Source organism: Lactobacillus sp. ESL0700 (assembly GCF_029392095.1).
In the GTDB taxonomy this organism is placed as follows: Bacteria; Bacillota; Bacilli; order Lactobacillales; family Lactobacillaceae; genus Lactobacillus.
Map to the genome: position 1 here is coordinate 631129 of NZ_CP113930.1, position 22321 is coordinate 653449.

The following is a 22321-nucleotide window of genomic DNA, read 5'->3' on the forward strand; positions in this document are numbered from 1 at the left end:
AACTGTTAAAAAGGAGAATATGTATGAGTAAAAAAATTCCAATGGTTGAATTTAGAAATGTCTCGAAAGTCTACTCTAAAAGCGAAAAGCCGGCTGTTGAGAATATTAGTTTCACAATTGACAAAGGCGAGTTTTGCTGCTTAATTGGTACTTCCGGTTCTGGCAAGACAACTTTAATGCGAATGATTAATCGGATGAATAGTGTGACTAAAGGTGAAGTTTTTGTGGAAGGTAAAAACGTTAAATCGTTTAATCCCGTGAATCTCCGGCGCCATATTGGTTATGTCATTCAAAATAATGGCTTAATGCCACATATGACAATTCGCCAAAATATCGTTTTGGTTCCCAAATTGTTGAAGTGGCCAAAAGAAAAATTGGATAAGGAAGCAGAAGAATTAATTGCGATGGCAGAATTGCCCAAAGACTATTTGGATCGCTATCCTAAAGAATTATCTGGCGGACAGCAACAGCGAATTGGTGTTGTGCGGGCTCTTGCAGCGGACCAAAGTTTGATTTTAATGGACGAGCCGTTTGGTGCACTTGATCCGATTACACGTGAAAGTTTGCAAAATTTGGTGCAGCACTTACAAACTAAATTGGGCAAAACAATCGTGTTTGTCACTCATGACATGGATGAGGCACTTAAATTGGCAACGAAGATTGTTGTTTTGCATGACGGCCAGTTGATTCAGGTAGGGACACCAGAAGAAATATTGCATCATCCTGCTAACGACTTTGTAAAGACCTTAATTGGCGAGGAGCGTTTAGCAGCTGCCAAGTACGAAACGGTGCAGGTCAAAAATGTCATGTTGACTAATCCGGTTCAGATTAATCTTGGTGCGACGCTATCAGAAGCCTTAACCATGATGAAAGAGCATCATGTTGATACTTTGCTAGTAGTTGATGATGAAAATCATTTAAAGGGTTACATTTCAATTTATGCGTTGCAGCGTAAATATCAATCATTGACTAGTGTTAGTGATATTTTACAACAGGTAGCTTATACTGTCGGACCCGAAGAATATTTGCGTGATAACTTTAGTCGTATTTTAAGTCGTAATGGTCAATATATTCCAGTGGTTGATTCTGAAGAAAAGCTAGTCGGCATTGTTACGCGGTCGAGCTTAGTTAATGTCGTTTATGAATCAATCTGGGGTGGTAAATCAGCCAATAATCAATCAGCAAAAGAGGCGAAGTAATATGTCAGCTTTTTTTGCACAACATGGTTCAGAGTTAATTGTTAAAACATGGCAGCAGATTTATATCTCAGCAATTGCTTTGGCACTGGGAATTTTAGTTGCAGTGCCACTGAGTGTTATTTTGTTAAAATTTCCCCGAACAGCTAAAGTTGTTGTTGCCTTTGCCAGCATGTTGCAGACAATTCCTGCACTGGCGTTACTGGCGATTATGATTCCCTTTTTTGGAATTGGTCAAGTGCCGGCAATAATTGCATTATTTCTATATAGCTTAATGCCGATTTTGCGTAATACCTATGTTGGCTTAACAGGGGTAAATCAGGATACGATTGATTCAGCGCGCGGTCTAGGCATGACGCAGCTGCAATTAATTACGAAAGTCGACTTGCCACTAGCAATGCCGGTAATTATGGCCGGAATCAGATTATCGGCAATTTATGTAATTGCCTGGGCAACGCTGGCTTCCTATATTGGAGCCGGCGGTTTAGGTGATTTTATTTTCAACGGGTTAAGCCTCTACCAGCCGAGTTTGATTTTGGGTGGCACAATTCCTGTAATTATTCTGGCGTTACTAACTGATTACCTCTTAGGTAAACTGGAAAAAAGATTAACGCCGAAAGGAATATAGGGGGTGCGAGAAATGAAAAAACAAGTCAAAAAATTATTTTTAATTGTTAGTATTTTAATTGTAACTGTCGCTACAAGCGCGTGTGGCTTGCCTGGCTTGTCAGACAGTCAAGGCAGCAGCCAAAATATTCGCATTACAGCATTGACGACAACAGAATCACAAATAGTAGCGAATATTATTGCGCAATTGATTGAACATGAAACGCCGTATAAAGCAACTATTGTGAATAATTTGGGCTCAGCACCAATGCAGCATCAGGCGTTATATCGTCATGACGCCGATATTCAGGCTGCCGCTTATGACGGTGGTGAGCTGACTGCTAACCTTTTAATGGCACCGATTAAAGACTCTAAAAGAGCAAATGACACGGTTCGTCGTGAAGTTAAAAAGCGGTGGGATCAAACATATTTACATACGTATGGTTTTGCGAATAATTATGCTTTTATGGTTAATCAAAAAGAACAAAAACAAGATCATCTTTACAATATTTCTGACTTAAAAAAATATCAGAACAAGTTTTCTGTCGGGGTTGCGTCGGAGTGGGTTAATGCACCTGGAGTTGGCTATTCTAACTTTCAGACAGCTTACGGCATTACTTTTAGCAAGTTGCATCCGATGAATATTGGTCTAGTATATTCGGCGCTTAAAAGTGGCAAAATGAATGTCATCCTTGGTTATTCAACTGATGGGCGAATTGATAGCTACCACTTGAATTTGCTTAAGGATAACAAGCACTTTTTTCCACCGTATAATTGTGGGATGTTGATTAATAATTATGTCTTGCGCGAACATCCAGAGCTGAAGCCATTATTGACGCGATTGGTTGGTCATATTAATGTTCATGAAATTCGGGCGATGAATTATCAAGTTGATGATCATTTGCTTGAGCCCGCAACGGTCGCTCACCAGTTTTTAGTTAAGCATCATTACTTTAAGGAGGCGCAATAATGGCTAAATTATCGTTATGGCAGCAGTTTATCTATTATTATCAACACAATGGCAGTTATGTACTAGCGCAATTTAATCGGACATTTTTAATTTCAATTTATGGTGTTTTATTTGCGGCTATTATTGGCATTCCTGTTGGCATTTTTATCTCTCGCAATGCCCACTTAGGTGACTTTGTGGTTGAGATTGCTAACTTTATTCAAACGATTCCGTCTTTGGCGCTACTTTCAATTGTCATGATTGGGCTGGGACTCGGCGTAATGACGGTAATTGTCACCGTGACGCTATATTCGCTATTGCCAATTATTAAGAATACTTATACGGGCATGCGCAATGTCGATCGAAACATAATTGATTCGGGAAAAGGAATGGGCATGACAAGATTGCAGCTTTTATATTTGGTAAAGCTGCCACTATCAATGTCTGTTATTGTTGCCGGCTTGAAAAATGCGCTTGTGATTGCAATTGGTATAACCTCGATTGGTTCGTTTGTTGGTGCTGGTGGGTTAGGCGATATTATCATTAGGGGCACAAATGCGACTAATGGTAGCGCGATTATTTTAGCTGGTGCCGTGCCAACAGCGTTAATGGCGATTCTGGCGGACGTAGTTTTGAATCTTTTGCAAAAGTGGTTGCAGCCAAAAGGATTGCGCCAGTAATTTTTTCGTAAAAAAAGAGACTTTTAGCGTACTTAATAATGTGGGATAAAAGAATAAACATTTGTTCGGTTTTCCTTGCAAATAAGCAAGAAATCAAAGTATAATTAATTGGTATTAAATAGAGGAGGCAAATCGCTTGGCCAAAGACGAAAAACAAAAGGCACTGGAAAGTGCATTGAAAAAAATTGAAAAGAATTTTGGTAAAGGCGCCGTAATGCGAATGGGCGACAAGGCTGATACCGAAATTTCGACGGTTCCGTCCGGTTCGCTGGCACTTGATGCGGCTTTAGGTGTTGGCGGTTACCCACGAGGAAGAATTATTGAAATTTATGGACCTGAATCTTCTGGTAAGACGACGGTTGCTTTGCATGCTGTTGCTGAAGTTCAAAAACGTGGCGGTACCGCTGCTTATATCGATGCCGAAAACGCAATGGATCCTGCATATGCGCAAGCTTTAGGCGTTGACGTTGATGCGCTGATTTTGTCACAGCCGAATACTGGTGAGGAAGGATTGCAAATTGCCGATACCTTGATTGCCAGTGGTGCCATTGATATTTTGATTGTCGATTCTGTTGCTGCCTTAGTGCCGCAAGCTGAAATTGACGGCGATATTGGTGATAGTCACGTGGGTTTGCAGGCGCGACTAATGAGTCAGGCGTTGCGTAAGCTTTCCGGTAATATTAATAAGACCAAAACTATTGCGATTTTTATCAATCAAATTCGGGAAAAAGTTGGTATCATGTTCGGTAACCCTGAAACCACACCTGGTGGCCGTGCTCTGAAATTTTATTCAACAATTCGTTTGGAAATTAGACGCGCTGAAAAAATCAAGCAGACTGGCGGCGACATTACTGGTAACCGAGTAAAAATTAAGGTGGTCAAGAATAAGGTTGCGCCACCATTTAAGGTTGCTGAAGTCGACATGATGTATGGTAAGGGTATTTCTCAAAGTGGGGAATTGCTCGACATGGCAGCTGATAAGGATATTATTGCTAAGGCTGGTTCGTGGTACTCATACAATAATGAGCGAATTGGTCAAGGCCGAGAAAACGCTAAGAAGTACCTTGAAGAACACCAAGATATTTATAATGACGTTCAACATCAAGTTCGCCAAGCTTACGGCATTGATGAAAAATCAATCGCTGACCGTGAAGATCCGGAAAAAATTAAAGCTAAAAAAGCAAAAGATGAAAATGCGACAAAGGAAGCTTCCCAAAAAGAAGCTGACAACAAAAGCAAATAGAGTTGAAGAAATTAACCTTGACCTTGGAATTTAAGGCAAGGTTTTTTTCTTGTTGATTGACATGTGTCCCGCGGTTCTTTATCATTAATATTGTGTGAATAATCTAAAAAATAAAAAAGGCGATAGTAATCATGACAAATATAATTTTGATTCCCGTCGCAGTTGCTATTATTTCAATTATAATTGGCTTAGGAATTGGTTATGCAATTCGCAAGCACATTTGGGAAAAGAATGCCCAGAATGCGCAAAATGATGCTGACCATATTTTAACCGATGCAAAAGCACAAGTTGCTGCTGCAAAAACCGAGGTTAATGCGCAAAAGCAGGCTACCGAGGCCTTAAAGCAAAGTGCTGAAAACACTAAAAAAGAGAAAATTCTTGAAGCTCAAGAAAAAATTCAGGATTATCGGCAAAAGGTGGAAGACGAATTAAATGTTAAGCGTGACACAATTGCGCGTGACAATAATCGGCTGAAACAACGAGAAGATACCCTTGATCATAAGAATTCTTTACTTAAAGAACAAGAGAATGAACTCAACCAGAAAAAGGATCAACTACAAAAACAGCAGGAAGAACTGAATGATAAAGTTAAGACTGCTGCTGAGTTAGTCGATCAAAGACAACAGAAGTTGTATGAAGTTGCTCACCTTGACAAGCAGCAGGCTAAGAAGCTGGTGTTAGACCAATTAGCTGATGAGTTAGTCAAAGAGCGAGCAGAAATGATTAAGGACAGCAATGAAGAGGTAGCTGCTAAAGCAGACCACTACGCTCGTCAAGTAATCATTGATGCCATTCAAAGTAGTTCTGCAGATACAGTGGCTGAAACCACGGTATCTGTAGTTGATTTGCCTAATGAAGAGATGAAGGGACGAATTATTGGTCGTGAAGGCCGGAATATTCGTTCATTTGAGGCGCTGACAGGTATTGACTTAATTATTGATGATACGCCTAAAGTGGTTACTCTTAGCGGCTTTGACGCAATTAGACGTGAAATTGCCAAACGGGCAATGGAGCGGCTGGTTAAAGATGGTCGAATTCACCCTGCTCGAATTGAAGAGACGGTGGATAAGGCTCGTAAGGAAGTCAATGACGATATTTATGAGGCCGGTGAAAGCGCATTAATGGAATTGGGGATTCACAAGATGAACCCTGAACTAGTTAAGACGCTTGGGCGCTTGAAGTATCGTACTTCATACGGACAAAATGTGCTTGGTCACTCAATTGAGGTGGCCAAGCTTGCTGGTACTATGGCAGCAGAACTTGGTTTAAATGAAAAATTAGCGGTTCGCGCGGGATTATTACACGATATTGGAAAAGCCATCGACCATGATATTGAAGGTTCACACGTAGAAATTGGTGTGGAATTAGCACGGAAGTATCATGAGTCAGATGTTGTTGTTAACGCAATTGCAGCCCACCACGGGGATGTGCCGAAGTTGTCGTTTATTGCTGAACTAGTTGTTGCAGCAGATACGCTTTCTTCGGCAAGACCAGGGGCGAGAAGTGAGAGTTTGGAAAACTATATTAGACGGCTGACTGAACTTGAGCAGATTGCTAAGCGGTATGAAGGAGTTAAGCAGGCCTACGCCATTCAAGCTGGACGTGAAGTTCGGGTAATGGTCGAGCCGGAGAAGATTTCGGATGATCGAATTACCGTTTTGGCACGAGATATTCGGAATCAAGTTGAAAAAGAGCTTGATTATCCTGGCAATATTAAAATTACGGTTATCCGTGAAAAACGGGTTGTGGCAGTTGCAAAATAAAAAAGATCAGATTCAGATGAATCTGGTCTTTTTATTTGAATAGCTAATTTGTGCATTTTTGCCCAAGCCTGTATAATTAAAACCAACTAAATTATGAAAGTAGTCAAGTTATGTTTAAAATTATCGTTGAATTATTCTTTTTAGTGATCATTCAGGCGGCCATTACCCCTTTCATTAGACGATTGGCCTTTGTTTTGGGGGCAGTTGATAACCCTAATGCCAGACGTGTCAATAAAACGCCGATGCCAACTTTAGGTGGGCTAGGTATCTTTGTGACTTTTAATATTGGCGTTTTCGTGCTGCTGCGGGAACAGTTTCCAACGCATGAAACGTTCAGTATTTTGCTTGCATCAAGTGTCGTTGTGCTAACGGGGATGATTGATGATATTTTGGAGTTGCGGCCCAGACAAAAAATGTTTGGGATTTTTGTTGGTGCATTAGTAATTTATTTCTTAGGCGGCATTAAGATGAACGTTCTTAACGTGCCCTTTGTTAATAAGCAAATTAATTTAGGTTGGTGGAGTCTGCCAATTACTATCTTTTGGATTTTGGCTTTGACTAATGCAGTTAATTTAATTGATGGCTTGGACGGACTAGCCGATGGCGTGTCGATGATTTCCCTGTTTACAATGGGAATTGTTGGCTACTTTTTCTTGCATACGCGGCAATTGTATATTCCGATTGCGTGCTTTATGCTAGCGGCATGCTTGCTGGGCTTTTTACCTTATAATTTTCATCCGGCAAAAATGTTTTTGGGCGATACTGGCGCGCTGTATATCGGCTTTATGATTGCCATTTTTTCACTCAAAGGATTAAAAAACGTTACGTTCATTTCATTGCTGGTGCCGATAATTATTTTGGGCGTGCCAATTACCGATACAATTTATGCGATGATTCGGCGCAAGTTAAACAAACGCCCAGTTTCGCAGGCTGATAAGCACCATTTGCACCACCAGCTAATGCGAATGGGACTAACCCACCGGCAAACTGTGTTAACGATTTACGCGCTATCGTTAATTTTCTCCTTTATTTCATTGCTCTTTTTGCTGTCGCCAACTTGGGGAACGTGGCTGCTAATTATTGGCCTCTTGCTTGCTCTGGAGCTATTTGTGGAATCAATTGGCTTATTGGGCGAAAAGTATAAGCCATTTTTGCATTTGACGCAGAAGATAATTAGTGCGCGTAGTACTAAGGACCCGACTATCGAGGTTTGGCACTTAGGCCAGGATAAACCAGAACAGTTAAAACATCACCATAGTAATGAAGAATAGAATTAATTTAATAGCATTAAATTGTTGCTGCTGTTAAAAATAGCTGCATCATAAACTAAATAAGACCTAGTAGGCACAACGCATATTAGGTCTTTTTTTGTAGTTTAAAAAATAATATTTATTCATTAATTAGTTGAATTATTAAACAGGTAGGTTAGAATTAGATTACAAATTAATCTTGTTGTAATAATTGGTAAATACCAATTATTATAGGTGGTTACTAGAAAGGTTAAAATGGAAACACATAGAATAGATCAGGCAATTTCAGCTAGTAAAGAGCAATTTTATCAGGATTTAGCCCAATTAATTAAGATTAAAAGTGTTGCAGGACCTGCTAAAACGGGTGCCCCGTTTGGAGAAGGACCGAGAGCAGCTTTAGACTTAATTGTGCAGTTAGGCGATAAATATGGGTTTAAAACCAAGATTGTTAATGATGCGATGGCATACGTCCAATGGGGCGAAGATAACGACCATTATCTTGGTGTAATTGATCATTTAGATGTTGTCCCCGTAAGTGGCAACAAGTGGCAGAGCGATCCGTGGACGTTGACTAAACGAGATAATCGTTTTTATGCCCGAGGAATTCTAGATAATAAAGGACCTGCATTTGCGACTTTATGGGGAATGAAGCTTTTAAAGGAGTTGGGTTTTAAACCTAAGAGAACAATTCGTTTAGTATTTGGTTCCGACGAAGAAACTGGCAGTAGAGATGTTGGGCTTTATTTGCAAGCCGAAGAGCCGCCAGATTTTGGCTGGACGGCAGATTGCAAGTTTCCGGTAGTCTATGGTGAACGCGGGATTGTCAATTTCTCTATTCATACTGAAATTACGGATGGCAGTCTGGATACAATTAGTGATTTTAGCGGCGATATGAGAATGGATCACGTGCCTGATACGTTGACAGTTCAGGTTGATGGCCAAAAAGTGACTGCAACAGGTAAGAGTGTTCCAAGTAATGCACCAGAATTGGGTGTAAATGCAATTACTGAGTGGGCCAAGCAAATGTGCGCGGCTAATGGCTTAAGTGGTCAGCTGCAAGATTATTGTCGCTGGCTTGTAACAGATCTTGCCGATCAGCATTATGGTGAAGGGCTTAACATGGCATTTAGCGACCAAGATTCTGGCAAATTAATTATGACACCAACTGCTATTGTTAAAGAAAAAACGGGCATGAGAATTGATTTGGCCTTTAGATACCCAGTGTCATTCACGGAGGAGCAAGTTAAACAACGTTTAGCTGAAAATCTTCCGGCCAATAGTAAAATCTCGGTCATTAGGAGTATTCCAAGTGTGATGCACGATCCGCATGATCCGTTTATTAAAAAGTTGTCAGAGGTTTACACGGAGGTTACCGGCAAAGACGGAACGCCAGTCACAACTACTGGTGCAACCTATTCGCGAGTAATGCCTAATATTATTGCTTTTGGTCCATCATTTCCTGGGCAAAAAGGAATTGCCCATAAAGAAAATGAATGGATGAACGAGCAAGATTTGTTATTAAACATGAAAATTTATATGTTGGCTCTATTAAAAATTGCCGCATAGTTTTTAGGAGGAACTAATGACTTGGGGAACAATAGCTACTTGGCGAATGGCTGCCGAGGGTGTAGAAAAGGCTGGCGAGCTGCTGGCAAGTGACACTAGCGCAGGGGATGCTGTGGAGAAGCTGATTAATACCGTTGAAGCTTATCCATTTTATAAATCCGTTGGCTATGGCGGTCTGCCAAATGAAGAAGGCGTCGTCCAAATGGATGCTTCCTACATGGACGGTGATACCTTGGCTGAGGGTTCAGTTGCAGCAATTGAAAATGTTTTACACGCGGTTTCTGTTGCTCGGCTGCTTAGTCATAATCATTACAATAGTTTTTTAGTTGGCGAGGGAGCAACCAAGTTTGCTTTGCTTAATGGCTTTGAAATGAAAAACATGCTGACAGATAGAGCTAAATTGCGCTGGCAAAAAAAGTTGCGCCAAAGACAGCTTGATGAGCTTCATCCTTATTCAGGTCATGATACCGTCGGTGCAATTACTTTGGATACCAAGGGCTCAATGGCTGCAGCAACTTCAACTTCAGGATTATTTATGAAAAAGACTGGGCGCATCGGCGATTCGCCCTTATCAGGATCTGGCTTTTATGTTGACAGTGAAATTGGCGGTGCAGCGGCCACAGGATTAGGTGAAGACATTATGAAGGGCTGTTTGTCGTATGAAATCGTCCGCAAAATGGGTGAAGGCCTTTCACCACAAGAAGCTTGTGATCAAAGCGTTTATGCATTTGCTCGAAAACTACAAAAGCGTTATGGCAAAGCTGGTGAAATTTCAATGGTGGCAATGAATAATCAAGGACAATGGGGCATTGCTACTAACGTGGAATTTACTTTCTGCGTTGCAACACAGAAAGAGTCGGCGAAGATTTTAATGGCTAATCCCGGTGAAAATGACACAACCCTAATTGAACTGGTAACGCAAGAATGGCTAGATGCTTATGAAAAAAGAATTCATGCCCCGATTGAATAGTGAAGAGGAGGTTAGACAATGAAGGTAATCATCATTTTAGATCAAATTCAAGCTGGCTTAGGTGGCAAGGAACGTGCAGATACGCCTTTTGGCGGTAAAAAGATTGCGATGGGCAGTGCTGATAACGTTGAAAGGGCATTGGCAGATGTTGATGGCAAAATTATTGGCACCTTCTATTGTGGCACTAGCTATTTTCTTGAACACAAGGATGTCGTCCAAGAAAAATTTGCAAAAATGGCACAAAAAATGGCTGCAGATGTTGTGATTGTAGGACCAACTTTTGATTATACGGAATTTGCCGAGATGGCGGGCAGCCTTGGCTCATATATCAGCAAGGCAACGACTATCCCAGTGATTGGACAAATGGCCCAAGAAAAAAATGAAGCAATAATTAGTCAGTATCAAGATCAGTTTTTGATTGTAAAGATGCCTAAGAAGGGTGCAGCGGGACTAACAGAAGCTTTACAGAACTTGGCACAAGGCTGCAAGTTATTGGCTTCTGGAGCTGATACAGCAGAATTTAAGCAGCAATCTTGCTACTGATTTTTAAAAAGAGAGTGAAAATATGCAAAATAAGTTTGAAAAGGTTTTGATGCCACTCGCAGAGAAATTGAGCAACAATGTTGTTCTGCGCTCCTTACGTGATGGTTTCTTAATCATCACGCCATTAATCATTGTGACATCAATCTTTCTATTGATTGGTAATTTTCCCATCCCTGGTTGGGTTGAATTTTGGACTAAATTAGTTGGTCCCCAGTTTAGTGTCTGGTTTAGTGCAGTATCCAATTCTGTGTTTAGTTTTACAGGTATTTTATCAACCATCGCGATTGCTTACGCTTATGGTAAAAATCGGGGATTAAATCCAATCCAAGCCGGAATGGTTTCCTTTATTTCTTTTCTAATCCTGACTCCGACAGAAATACAGGTTGGTAAACAAACGCTTAGTGCGATTAATCTGCAATATGTGGGTCCTAACGGTATTTTCTTAGGGATTATTATTTCGTTAATCAGTGTTGAAATTTACCGGTTTGCGGTAAATCGGCATTGGACAATTAAGATGCCGGATGGCGTGCCTCCAGCAGTTACCCAATCATTCGATGCCCTGATTCCGAGTGCATTAGTTGTACTGGCATTCTTTATTATTCGTATCTTGTTCTCTTTGACAAGTTTTACAACTGCATACAATTTTATTTATAAAATTTTGCAAACGCCACTTAAGAATGTGGGAATTTCGTTGCCATCTGCCTTGCTATATAATTTCTTAGCAAGTTTCCTTTGGTTCTTTGGCATTAATGGCCCAACGATTACTAACTCAGTTTGGGAACCAATTTTCTTTGTCGCAACTCAAGATAACATGAAGGCTTTTCAAAATCATTTGCCACTACCTCATGTTTATAATCAACCGTTTATCGATATCTTTACTACTTACGGTGGTGGCGGTAGTACTTTAGCATTATTGATTGTTGTTTTTGCAATTTGTAAATCTAAACGGATTCGCGAGTTGGGCGATTTGGCAATTTTGCCCGGAATTTTCGGGATTAATGAGCCAGTTATTTTTGGGTTGCCGATTGTTCTTAACCCAGTAATCATGATTCCATTTATTGCTTGCCCAGTTTTGAATACCTTTATTTCAGGAGTTACGATGAGCTTAGGCTGGGTTGCCAAGACTAATGGTGTGTCTTTGCCGTGGACGACGCCGCCAATTATTTCAGGTTGGTTAGCAACTGGTAGTTGGACAGGTTCTGCTCTGCAAATTGTCGAATTGATACTCAATATTTTGATTTATTATCCATTTGTTAAGATGCTTGATAAGCAGTATTTGAAGGAAGAAAAAGCAGCTGCAGAAGATGAACTAGATATTGATTTTAGTGAAGTATAGTTATTAAAAATAAAAAAGACTTATTGCAATTAAACAGTAAGTCTTTTTTGTTATTTTTCATGATAATTATGCGTAGTAATTGGCAATTCATTATAGCGTTTTTCACCGTTAGTAAACGTGACTTTACCGGCAAGCAAGTTGGTTAGCTCTTTTTCAAGAGCAGCTTGGTCATCTTCATCGATAAAGAGATGAATGGCAATGTCAACGCCGTAATCGATTTTAGCAACATAAATCTCTTTTTGTTTTAAAAAATGGTCTACTTCATCAAAACGGTTATAGGCAACGTGGAAAATAACTTCCTGCTGCTGAACTCGTTTAACAACGCCGATTGCCTGTGCGCCCTCGCTAACACTGTTGGAATAGGCTCTAATTAAGCCACCAGCACCAAGTTTGATGCCACCAAAATAGCGAGTAACAACAACAGTTACATTTTTTAACTTCATTAGCTGTAACGCCTTTAATTCGGGAACACCAGCAGTTCCGGAAGGTTCGCCATTGTCGCTGGCCTTGACGTGATCGTCGTTGAGCCCGATTGTGTAGGCAAAGGTGTTGTGAGTGGCATCACGGTATTTTTTGCTAATTGTCGCAATAAATTCTTCGGCCTCGGCTACAGAAGTTGTTCTTGCCAAACTGGCGATAAAACGGCTTTTTTTGATAATAATTTCGTGGTCGCCGTTTGCTTTAATTGTTAAATAATTTTCGTTAGTCAAAAGATTTTGCCTTCTTTTTGCGTATTTATTAATGGAGGCAGTGAAATGGAAGATTTAATGAGCCTCGCAGGTCGCCAGTGGATTGGCGGTCAAGAGGATTTTAGCACAAATAAGGCACTGACGAAAATTGCTGCGATTGTTGATGACCGGTGTAATCGCTGTGGTGCCAAAGTTAGCGCCCAACTACCTAATGGCAAAAAATACTGCCGCGCCTGCTTAAATATTGGGCGAATAGTCGAAGGCGATTATTTAGTGCGCAATCAGCTGCTAGTAAGTTTTCCGCTTCTCGAAACTGGCGGGTTAACATGGCAAGGCGAACTAACTGCCGCGCAGGCACAAATTTCACAGCAGCTCGTTGATAACTTTAACCAGCACCATAATGTCTTGGTTCACGCCGTAACCGGCGCAGGCAAAACGGAAATGCTGTTTGCCTTGCTAGCGGCATGTTTTAAGTTGGGCCAGCGTGCCTGTATTGCTACGCCGCGAATTGACGTGGTAAACGAATTATATCCTAGGCTGCAAGCGGCATTTGGCCAAATTACAATTGGGATGTATCATGGTCGCAAATACCAAGAGCCGCAGCTAGACCAGTTGACGATTTGCACAACGCACCAATTATTAAAATTTTATCAAGCCTTTGATTTATTGGTGATTGATGAAGTTGACTCGTTTCCTTATGCCGATAATGCTCAGCTTCATTTTGGTGCGCAAAATGCAGTCAAAGAAAATGGGGTTCGGGTTTATTTGACGGCAACACCAACTGCTGATTTACTAGCCCAAGTCAAGGCTGGACAACTGCAAATTTTAAAATTAAAGCGGCGCTTTCACGGGGGCAAACTTCCAGTTCCTAAGGAAAAGCTGTTTTTGCGACCATTTTTAAATCGCGGTAAGGTTCATCCTAAATTGATGGCTGCGATTTTAAAAGTAATTGCGGCAGGTCATCCCTTGTTGCTATTTGTGCCGCGAATTGAGCAAATACCCCTATATTTAGCAGCGCTTAAACAAGAGGCAGAATTAGCAGATGTAGCAATGGCAGGCGTATATGCTGGCGATAAAAAGCGCATAGAAAAGGTCCAGCAATTTCGCCAGCAGCAGTTGCAGATTTTAATAACTACGACCATTTTAGAGCGCGGGGTAACATTTAATCATGTTTGGGTAATTATCATTGCCGCCGATGACCGCATTTATCAGGCGGCGAGTCTTGTTCAAATCGCCGGGCGAGTTGGTCGAGCAAAGGAAGACAATAATGGGTTAGTCTTATTTTGCTACCACAAATATACGGCGAATTTACGCAGCGCGATGAAGCAGATTAGGGCGATGAACCGATGAATAATTGTCTATTGTGCGGCCAGCAGTTTGTGCCTGCTGTTTCGCTATTGGGTGTTTTTTCATGGAAAAAGGCCCGCACGCAGCACATTTGCACTAATTGTATGGCTAAATTTCAGCGGTTAGCATCACCCAGGTGTCCCACTTGTGCCGGTGAATTATCACAAAATGGTGTGTGTTCAGATTGTCAAACTTGGCAGAGAATTTATGGCGTTAAATTATTGCAGCACCATGCTATTTTTCGTTATAACGATGCTTTTCACGACCTGATGGTTAATTACAAACGCTATGGCGATTATGTCTTGAAAGCAGTGCTTCAGGAATTGTGTTATCACGAGCTGCAGCTAGTTGCGGCGGACTATTATGTTCCTGTGCCAACTTCGCCGGCTCACTTTGATAAGCGCCAGTTTGACACAATTAGCGCAATTTATGGTGATCTGGTTCCACTAACGAAAATTTTAATTAAAAAAAGTGATTCTGGTGCTCAAGGAGAAAAGAATCGGCGTGAGCGTTTAATCACCCCGCAAAGTTTTGGCGTAAAAAATAAAATACATAATCTTAATCGAAAAAAGTTATTACTTTTGGATGATATTTATACTACCGGACGAACGCTGTATCATGCGCGGGATGCGCTAGTAGCCGAATTTCCAACAGCCATAGTTGAAAGTTTTTCAATTTGCAGGTAGGTTATCCCTTGTTTAGCGCTTTCAAGTTTTGTTATAATATAAATAACGAAAGGCTGCTAAGCAGCTCGAAAGGAGAATCTCATTATGTTAAAGTATAACGTTCGTGGTGAAAATATTGAGGTAACTGATGCGTTAAGGAGTTACGTGGAGAAGCGGCTAAAGAAGCTAGAAAAATATTTTGAATTAAATCAAGATATGATTGCTCACGTTAATTTGAAAGTTTACCGCGACCATACAGCTAAAGTTGAAGTTACTATTCCACTTCCATACTTAGTATTGAGAGCTGAAGATACAACAGATGATATGTATCGCAGCATCGACTTTGTTTCCGAAAAATTGGAACGGCAAATTAGAAAATATAAGACACGGGTAAACCGTAAGAGCCGTGAAAAAGGAATTAACGATTTCTTTGTAGAAACTCCAGAAGAAGAAAAGAAAGAAAAGCCAATCAGCGAATTTGATATTGTTCGCAATAAGCAAATTGGCTTGAAACCAATGAGTCCTGAAGAAGCAATTTTACAAATGAATATGTTGGAACATGATTTCTTTGTCTTTCAGGATGCAGAAACTAACGGCACAAGTGTTGTTTATCGCAGAAATGATGGCCGTTACGGTTTAATTGAAACTAAATAAAAATAACAATTTATTAGCTAGGGCCCCACATTTAATGTGAGGTCTTTGTTTTGTTTATTTTTCATTTTGCGTTAATCATGGTAAAATTATCTTGTGTTTTTATACTTAAGTACAATTTAAGGATCGATTTAATGGTAAACATTTTAAAGAAACTCTATAACAACGATAAACGAGAACTTAAAAAGTTCGAAAATATAGCAAGTCAGGTCGAAAGTCATGCTGACGAATACAGTAAACTTTCTGATGAGCAACTGAAGGCTAAGACGCCAGAATTTCAGGAAAGGTTGAAGAAGGGTGAAAACCTAGACGCGATTTTACCTGAAGCTTTTGCGGTTGCCAGAGAAGGTGCCAAAAGAGTCTTGGGGTTATATCCATTCCACGTTCAAATTTTGGGTGGAATTGCCCTGCACTTTGGGAATATTGCCGAAATGATGACTGGTGAAGGTAAAACCTTAACAGCCACCATGCCGGTTTATTTGAATGCGCTAACTGGTAAAGGTGTCCACGTAGTTACGGTTAACGAATACTTGTCGAGCCGTGACGAGGAAGAAATGGGTCAACTATATAAGTGGCTGGGTCTGACCGTGGGCTTGAATTTGAACTCAATGGCGCCAGATGAAAAACGGGCTGCATATAGCTGCGACGTTACTTATTCAACTAACTCGGAACTAGGCTTTGACTACTTGCGTGACAACATGGTTGTCTACAAGGAGCAGATGGTTCAAAGACCGCTTAATTACGCAATCATTGATGAGGTTGACTCAATTTTGATTGATGAGGCCAGAACGCCACTGATTATTTCCGGTGAAGCTGAACAAGCTAATGGCGATTATATTCGTGCCGACAGATTTGTTAAGACACTTCAAGAAGATAAAAGTGATGACGATGCGGATGATGATAAGGATTACGGCGATTACAAGATTGATTGGCCGACCAAGACGATTTCATTCACGCGGACAGGGATTGAAAAGGCCTGTGAACATTTTGGCTTAAAGAACTTGTATGATGTCGAAAACCAAAAATTGGTTCACCACTTGGATCAAGCGCTGCGAGCTAACTTTATTATGCTCAAGGATATTGACTACGTTGTCCAAGATGGCGAAGTTTTGATTGTCGACTCATTTACCGGACGGGTAATGCAAGGTCGGCGGTATTCTGACGGCTTGCACCAAGCGATTGAAGCTAAGGAAGGCGTTAGAATTCAAGAAGAATCCAAGACGCAAGCAACTATCACTTACCAGAACTTCTTCAGAATGTATAAAAAGCTTGCCGGGATGACTGGTACTGCTAAGACAGAAGAAGAAGAATTCCGTGAAATCTACAACATGCAGGTAATTACGATTCCGACTAACCGGCCAATTGCTAGAGTTGATAATTCAGATATTTTATATCCGACTTTGGAATCAAAATTTAATGCGGTTGTTGCTGATATTAAGGATCGTCATGAAAAAGGCCAACCTGTCTTGGTTGGTACGGTAGCTGTTGAAAGTTCAGAACGGTTGAGTAAATTACTTGATCGTGCTGGCATTCCGCACGCAGTTTTGAATGCGAAAAACCACGCTAAAGAAGCGCAAATTATCATGAACGCTGGTCAACGTGGTGCCGTAACAATTGCGACGAACATGGCCGGTCGTGGTACTGATATTAAGCTGGGGCCTGGTGTCACAGAACTAGGCGGTTTAGCTGTTATCGGAACTGAACGGCATGAGTCACGTAGAATTGATAACCAGCTTCGTGGTCGTTCTGGTCGTCAGGGTGACCCTGGTGAAACCAGATTTTACTTATCACTTGAAGACGACTTGATGAAGCGCTTTGGTGGCGATCGAGTTAAGGACTTTTTGGACCGCTTGTCAGATAATGACGATGACAAGGTAATTGAAAGTCGGTTGATCACTCGTCAAGTTGAATCTGCGCAAAAGCGGGTTGAAGGTAACAACTACGATACGCGTAAGCAAACCTTGCAATACGATGATGTTATGCGGATTCAACGTGAAATTATTTACGGTGAACGGATGCAGGTCATTGGCGAAGAAGACTCCCTGAAGGATGTTTTGGTGCCAATGATTAAACGCACAATTAATAGCCAAGTTGATATGTTCACGCAAGGTGACCGCAAGAAGTGGCGTTTGGATTCTTTACGTGACTTTATCGTTTCCAGCATTACAAACGAAGAAACTGCCGATAGTTTTGACTTTAAGACAATTACGGTGCCAGAATTGAAGCAGAAACTGTACGATATTGTTGAAGCTAACTTTGAAGAAAAAGAACGTGCTTTAGCTGATCCGTCTGAGATGCTTGAATTTGAAAAGGTAGTTATTTTGCGCGTTGTTGATGATCGCTGGACCGACCATATTGATGCAATGGATCAATTGCGTCAATCAATCAGTCTGCGTGGTTACGGTCAACTTAACCCTTTGGTTGAATACCAGGATTCAGGTTACAACATGTTTGAAGAAATGATTTCAAATATTGAGTTTGATGTAACTCGGTTATTTATGAAAGCTGAAATCAGACAAAATCTTAGCCGTTAATATAAGGTTTGAGGGAAAGCAAGGGTGCTTTCTCTTTTTTGCTGATAAATAAAAGAAAAGGACTAGACAATGGAAATTAGCGAAATTCAAAGTGCGCTAGACGAATTAAAAAAGCGACTAGATCACTTTAGGGGGTCTCTTTGACCTTGAATCAATTGATGAAAGCATTGCCGTAAATGAAGGCAAGATGCAGGAGCCGAATTTTTGGGATAATCAAGAAAAGGCCCAGCAGTTAATTGCTGACAATAATTTACTCAAAGAAAAGCGCGACTCGTTTATTCACTTGCAGGAAAATTATCAAAATGAAGTAACTGCACTGGAATTATTGCGGCTTGAGCCAGATCATGACTTGCAAGAAGAGGTTGAAACTGACTTAACCAAATTGCAGGATGAATTTCATGATTATGAAATGGATCTCCTTTTATCAGGGAAATACGATAATCACAACGCCCTGTTAGAAATCCATCCCGGTGCAGGCGGCACGGAAGCAATGGATTGGGCTTCGATGCTATTGCGGATGTACCAGCGATATGCTGATGCACGTGATTTTAAATTTGAAATCAATAATTATGAACCCGGTGAAGAAGCCGGAGTTAAGAGTGTTAGTGTTCGCGTTACTGGGAAGAATGCGTATGGGCTATTAAAGTCTGAAAATGGTGTTCACCGGTTGGTGCGGATTTCACCGTTTGACTCTGCTAAACGCCGCCACACCTCGTTTGCCTCGGTGGAAGTTATTCCTGAGATTGACGACAGCATTAAAATCGACATTAATCCCAAAGATTTGCGTATTGATGTTTACCGTTCAAGTGGAGCGGGTGGCCAGCACATCAATAAGACGTCCAGTGCTGTTCGAATTACTCACCTGCCAACGGGCTTTGTGACGACGTCGCAGGCTCAACGTTCGCAGCTGCAAAACCGTGAAACAGCGATGAATGAATTACGGGCTAAGCTGTTTCATTTGGAAGAAGAAAAGAAGCGTCAGCACAAGCAAGAACTCAAGGGCGACCAGAAAGAAATTGGCTGGGGCTCGCAAATTCGCTCCTACGTTTTTCATCCTTATAATTTAGTTAAGGATTTGCGCACTGGCTATGAAACGGCCGACACAAGTGGTGTAATGGATGGAAAGCTGCAGCCGTTTGTGTATGCATATTTGCAATGGCTGCTTAGTCAAGATAATCCAGAATAGGTGAAAAAATGAGTTTTTGGGGAATAGTAGGCTTAGTGTTAGGCGCGGCAGTCATTTTGATTATGCTATTTGCGTTCTTCCATATTTTATTTATGTTGCTGCCGGCAATTATTGTTATTGCAGTGATTATTTGGTTGATTAACCACTTTACTAAGCATGATGATTATGAAAATACGCCAAGTAGCAGCAGTGGTAATTGGACCAATTGGCAAGGCAGTAGCGTCAAGCCTAAACGGAAAAAAGCACGTGATGTGAAGACCAAGGATGTTGATAAGTAACCAAAGAGGCAGTTAAAATGGTAAATGCTGTTAAATTAGAGAAGTTAATTCGCGATAATAAGATTATTCATGTTGCACACGGCAAGCAGTATGTCGCAAAAGCAGAGATTGTGGTGTCGGATATTTACCGGCCGGGATTGGAATTGACGGGGTACTTTGACTTTTACCCTAAGCAACGTATCCAGCTGTTAGGCCGAACGGAAATTTCTTATGCAGCTAGGCTGGATCATGAAAGTCTTGTTCATGTTTTTACTAAAATGTGTACACCGCAAACACCATGCTTCTTTATTTCGCGCTCGTTGCGGGTTCCGTCTGAACTTGTGGAAGCTGCGGATAAAGCGCAGATTCCGATTTTGACCTCGGGGGAGTCGACCACCTATGTTTCAAGCATTTTAACGGAATATTTGCGTGAGCGGCTTGCAGTGCGTGATACAATTCATGGGGTTTTGGTTGAAGTCAAAGGCCTAGGTGTTTTACTGACCGGTGATTCTGGCGTTGGTAAGTCGGAAACCGCGTTAGGATTAATTCATCGCGGTCACCGGCTAATTGCTGATGACCGGGTTGATGTTTACCAAAAAGACGTTGAAACTGTTATGGGTGAAGCGCCGAAAATTTTGAAGCATTTGATGGAAATTCGTGGGATTGGAATTATTGATGTGATGGACTTGTTTGGTGTTGGTGCGGTAAAACGCCGCTCCAGCATCAAATTAGTAATCAAACTGGTTAATTGGGATAACAATGCCAATTATGATCGCCTTGGCTTTGAAGAAAGTACGCGCGATATTTGTAATGTGGAAATTCCGCAAATCACCATTCCTGTCAAAGTTGGTCGGAATATGGAAGACATTATTGAAATTGCCACCATGAATTTCCGGGCCAAAAGGTGGGGCTATGATGCGACGCGAACTTTTGATAATAATTTAACAGCCTTAATTGCCGAAAATTCCAAAAAGAATACGTCAGGAGATAAAAGTAAATGACATTAGCGATTAATCCAGTTGCCCTTGAATTGGGCGGGATTAGTATTAAGTGGTACGGCGTTATTATGGCTGTTGCAATCGTGATTGCAGCGTCAATGGCAATTATTGAAGGCAGGCGCCGGCAAATTGCCAGCGATGACTTTGTTGACCTGCTGCTGTGGGGTGTGCCGCTTGGTTATGTTGGTGCCCGCATTTATTACGTGGTTTTTGAATGGGGTTATTACTCGCAGCACCCAGATCAGATTATTGCCATTTGGAATGGCGGCATCGCTATTTATGGCGGTTTAATTGCTGGGGCAATTGTCCTGTTAATTTTTTGCCGTAAGAGAGACTTACCGCCGTTCTTAATGCTTGATGTGATTGCACCTGGCGTACTTGCCGCGCAAATTTTGGGTCGTTGGGGCAACTTTATGAACCAGGAGGCTCACGGCGGCCCGACAACCTTGCACTTCTTGCAAAGTCTTCATTTGCCGCAATTTATTATTGCGCAGATGAGAATTAACGGTGTTTATTACCAGCCAACGTTTTTATATGAATCATTTTTCAACTTAGTTGGTTTGGTAATACTTCTAAGCTTGCGCCACCGCACACACCTGTTTAAGCAGGGGGAAGTTTTTATGTTTTATCTTGGGTGGTACGCAATTGTCCGCTTTTTTGTTGAGGGACTTAGAACTGACAGCCTATATTTAGTTGGCAATATTCGCGTTTCACAATTATTAAGTTTGGTATTGTTTTTAGTTGTGATTACACTATTTATTTACCGCCGAGTAAAGGTAAAACCCAAGTGGTATCTTGATGGCAGTGGCCTCAAGTATCCGTATACCAGAGATTAAAAAGTATTGATTAAAGAAAGTTAGGAATAAAAATGACAAAAATTGCAGTTTTGGGAGCAGGTTCATGGGGAACCGTTTTGGGCTCAATGCTTGCTGATAAGGGAAACGAAGTTGTCTTGTTTGGCAATAACGAACAGGTTAACCAGGAAATTAATGAGCAACACACTAACTTGCATTATATGAAAGACTGGCGCGTTAATGAAACGGCCACAGCAACCGGTAATCTTGAAGAAGCCTTAGCTGGAGCCGAAGTTGTTCTGTTTGTTTTGCCAACCAGCGCAATTCGCAGCGTTGCTAAAAATGTGCACCAAGTTTTAGCAGCAACCGGCAACAAGCCGTTATTAGTTACTGCAACCAAGGGAATCGAACCAGGAACGAAAAAATTAATTTCTGAGATTTTAACTGAAGAAGTTTATCCAAACGATACTGATAAGATTGTTGCTATTTCTGGTCCTAGTCATGCCGAAAGTGTTGCCCAGAAGGATTTAACAGCCATTTCTTGTGCTTCGACTAGTATGGAAAATGCTAAAAAAGTTCAAGAGATGATGTCTAATGACTACGTGCGCTTTTACACCAATGATGATTTAATCGGTGTTGAAGTTGCCGGTGCCGTTAAAAACGTTATCGCCATTGCTGCGGGAATTTTAGTTGGTAAGCATTATGGCGATGATGCCAAAGCTGCCTTAATGACAAGAGGTTTAGCTGAAATTACGCGCCTTGGGGTTAATTACTTTGGTGCTAAACCTTTAACTTTTAGTGGCTTAGCTGGTATTGGTGATCTGATTGTTACTTGTACCTCTGTTAATTCGCGTAATTGGCGCTGCGGTAAGCAAATTGGTGAAGGTAAGAGTCTAGATTACGTTCTTGAAAATATGGGCCAAGTAGTTGAAGGTGCAACAACCGTTAAGGCTGTCCACGAATTATGTGCGGAAAAGCAAATTGACATGCCAATTAGTGAAGCAATTTATCGCGTTTTATATGAAAACACTAATGTCGATGATGAAATCGCTAAGATGATGGGTCGTAGTCCAAAACAGGAAATTAGACTCTAAGCGG

The 22321-nt window shown here is 41.1% G+C and carries 21 protein-coding genes; 20 read left to right on the forward strand and 1 reads right to left on the reverse strand.

Annotated elements, in window-relative coordinates; genetic code table 11:
* Nucleotides 1-23 precede the first annotated feature (23 nt).
* From OZX63_RS03315 to OZX63_RS03365, 11 genes are all read left to right on the forward strand, one after another.
* A complete protein-coding gene (locus tag OZX63_RS03315) occupies nucleotides 24-1199 on the forward strand; it encodes an ABC transporter ATP-binding protein (protein WP_277144573.1) in 1176 nt (391 codons plus the stop codon).
* 1 nt (nucleotide 1200) lies between these two features.
* Nucleotides 1201-1824 carry an ABC transporter permease gene (locus OZX63_RS03320; RefSeq protein WP_277134442.1) on the forward strand — a complete coding sequence of 208 codons (624 nt, stop codon included), beginning with the start codon at nucleotides 1201-1203 and terminating at the stop codon, nucleotides 1822-1824.
* Between the two features lie 3 nt (nucleotides 1825-1827).
* Nucleotides 1828-2772 carry a glycine betaine ABC transporter substrate-binding protein gene (locus OZX63_RS03325; RefSeq protein WP_277144575.1) on the forward strand — a complete coding sequence of 315 codons (945 nt, stop codon included), beginning with the start codon at nucleotides 1828-1830 and terminating at the stop codon, nucleotides 2770-2772.
* Nucleotides 2772-3431, forward strand: coding sequence for an ABC transporter permease (locus OZX63_RS03330; RefSeq protein WP_277144576.1), 660 nt, complete (start codon nucleotides 2772-2774; stop codon nucleotides 3429-3431). The genes OZX63_RS03325 and OZX63_RS03330 overlap by 1 nt, the downstream gene beginning before the upstream one ends.
* A 136-nt stretch (nucleotides 3432-3567) precedes the next feature.
* Nucleotides 3568-4674 (forward strand): recombinase RecA, encoded by a 1107-nt coding sequence (gene recA / locus OZX63_RS03335; RefSeq protein WP_277144578.1) that lies wholly within the window; start codon nucleotides 3568-3570, stop codon nucleotides 4672-4674.
* Nucleotides 4675-4805: 131 nt separating this feature from the next.
* The gene (rny, locus tag OZX63_RS03340) at nucleotides 4806-6437 is read left to right on the forward strand and encodes a ribonuclease Y (RefSeq protein ID WP_277144580.1); all 1632 of its coding nucleotides are present in this window, start codon (nucleotides 4806-4808) and stop codon (nucleotides 6435-6437) included.
* A gap of 110 nt (nucleotides 6438-6547) precedes the next feature.
* Nucleotides 6548-7708 (forward strand): MraY family glycosyltransferase, encoded by a 1161-nt coding sequence (locus tag OZX63_RS03345; RefSeq protein WP_277144582.1) that lies wholly within the window; start codon nucleotides 6548-6550, stop codon nucleotides 7706-7708.
* A gap of 234 nt (nucleotides 7709-7942) precedes the next feature.
* Entirely contained in the window at nucleotides 7943-9253 is a 1311-nt protein-coding gene (locus tag OZX63_RS03350) for a Sapep family Mn(2+)-dependent dipeptidase (protein ID WP_277144584.1), read from the forward strand.
* A 16-nt stretch (nucleotides 9254-9269) separates the two neighbouring features.
* Nucleotides 9270-10223: a N(4)-(beta-N-acetylglucosaminyl)-L-asparaginase gene (locus OZX63_RS03355; protein ID WP_277144586.1), complete on the forward strand. Its 954-nt coding sequence runs from the start codon at nucleotides 9270-9272 to the stop codon at nucleotides 10221-10223.
* A gap of 18 nt (nucleotides 10224-10241) precedes the next feature.
* Nucleotides 10242-10766, forward strand: coding sequence for a GrdB-related putative oxidoreductase (locus OZX63_RS03360; RefSeq protein WP_277144588.1), 525 nt, complete (start codon nucleotides 10242-10244; stop codon nucleotides 10764-10766).
* A 22-nt stretch (nucleotides 10767-10788) separates the two neighbouring features.
* Nucleotides 10789-12102: a PTS sugar transporter subunit IIC gene (locus OZX63_RS03365; protein WP_277144590.1), complete on the forward strand. Its 1314-nt coding sequence runs from the start codon at nucleotides 10789-10791 to the stop codon at nucleotides 12100-12102.
* Between the two features lie 50 nt (nucleotides 12103-12152).
* Here the strand turns inward: OZX63_RS03365 and OZX63_RS03370 are convergent, their stop codons facing one another.
* Entirely contained in the window at nucleotides 12153-12812 is a 660-nt protein-coding gene (locus tag OZX63_RS03370; protein WP_277144592.1) for a YigZ family protein, read from the reverse strand.
* A gap of 45 nt (nucleotides 12813-12857) precedes the next feature.
* Between OZX63_RS03370 and OZX63_RS03375 the strand changes: the two genes are divergently transcribed.
* The 9 genes from OZX63_RS03375 (at nucleotide 12858) to OZX63_RS03415 (ending at nucleotide 22317) form a co-directional block, all read left to right on the forward strand.
* Nucleotides 12858-14141: a DEAD/DEAH box helicase family protein gene (locus tag OZX63_RS03375; RefSeq protein ID WP_277144594.1), complete on the forward strand. Its 1284-nt coding sequence runs from the start codon at nucleotides 12858-12860 to the stop codon at nucleotides 14139-14141.
* Nucleotides 14138-14824 carry a double zinc ribbon domain-containing protein gene (locus OZX63_RS03380; RefSeq protein ID WP_277144596.1) on the forward strand — a complete coding sequence of 229 codons (687 nt, stop codon included), beginning with the start codon at nucleotides 14138-14140 and terminating at the stop codon, nucleotides 14822-14824. The genes OZX63_RS03375 and OZX63_RS03380 overlap by 4 nt, the downstream gene beginning before the upstream one ends.
* An 84-nt stretch (nucleotides 14825-14908) precedes the next feature.
* Entirely contained in the window at nucleotides 14909-15457 is a 549-nt protein-coding gene (gene raiA, locus OZX63_RS03385; RefSeq protein WP_277134464.1) for a ribosome-associated translation inhibitor RaiA, read from the forward strand.
* A gap of 131 nt (nucleotides 15458-15588) precedes the next feature.
* Entirely contained in the window at nucleotides 15589-17988 is a 2400-nt protein-coding gene (gene secA, locus OZX63_RS03390) for a preprotein translocase subunit SecA (RefSeq protein WP_277144597.1), read from the forward strand.
* Between the two features lie 69 nt (nucleotides 17989-18057).
* Nucleotides 18058-19174 (forward strand): peptide chain release factor 2 gene (prfB, locus tag OZX63_RS03395; protein WP_277144598.1). Its coding sequence is split into 2 segments (ribosomal slippage): nucleotides 18058-18129 and nucleotides 18131-19174, totalling 1116 coding nucleotides; the frame shifts between segments, so codons are not numbered across the junction.
* 8 nt (nucleotides 19175-19182) lie between these two features.
* Nucleotides 19183-19452, forward strand: a complete 270-nt coding sequence (locus OZX63_RS03400; protein WP_277144600.1) for a hypothetical protein — start codon at nucleotides 19183-19185, stop codon at nucleotides 19450-19452.
* A gap of 17 nt (nucleotides 19453-19469) precedes the next feature.
* Nucleotides 19470-20432, forward strand: a complete 963-nt coding sequence (gene hprK, locus OZX63_RS03405; protein WP_277144602.1) for an HPr(Ser) kinase/phosphatase — start codon at nucleotides 19470-19472, stop codon at nucleotides 20430-20432.
* Nucleotides 20429-21265: a prolipoprotein diacylglyceryl transferase gene (gene lgt / locus OZX63_RS03410; RefSeq protein WP_277144605.1), complete on the forward strand. Its 837-nt coding sequence runs from the start codon at nucleotides 20429-20431 to the stop codon at nucleotides 21263-21265. The genes hprK and lgt overlap by 4 nt, the downstream gene beginning before the upstream one ends.
* A gap of 32 nt (nucleotides 21266-21297) precedes the next feature.
* Nucleotides 21298-22317: an NAD(P)H-dependent glycerol-3-phosphate dehydrogenase gene (locus tag OZX63_RS03415; RefSeq protein WP_277144607.1), complete on the forward strand. Its 1020-nt coding sequence runs from the start codon at nucleotides 21298-21300 to the stop codon at nucleotides 22315-22317.
* The last annotated feature ends 4 nt before the right edge of the window (nucleotides 22318-22321 follow it).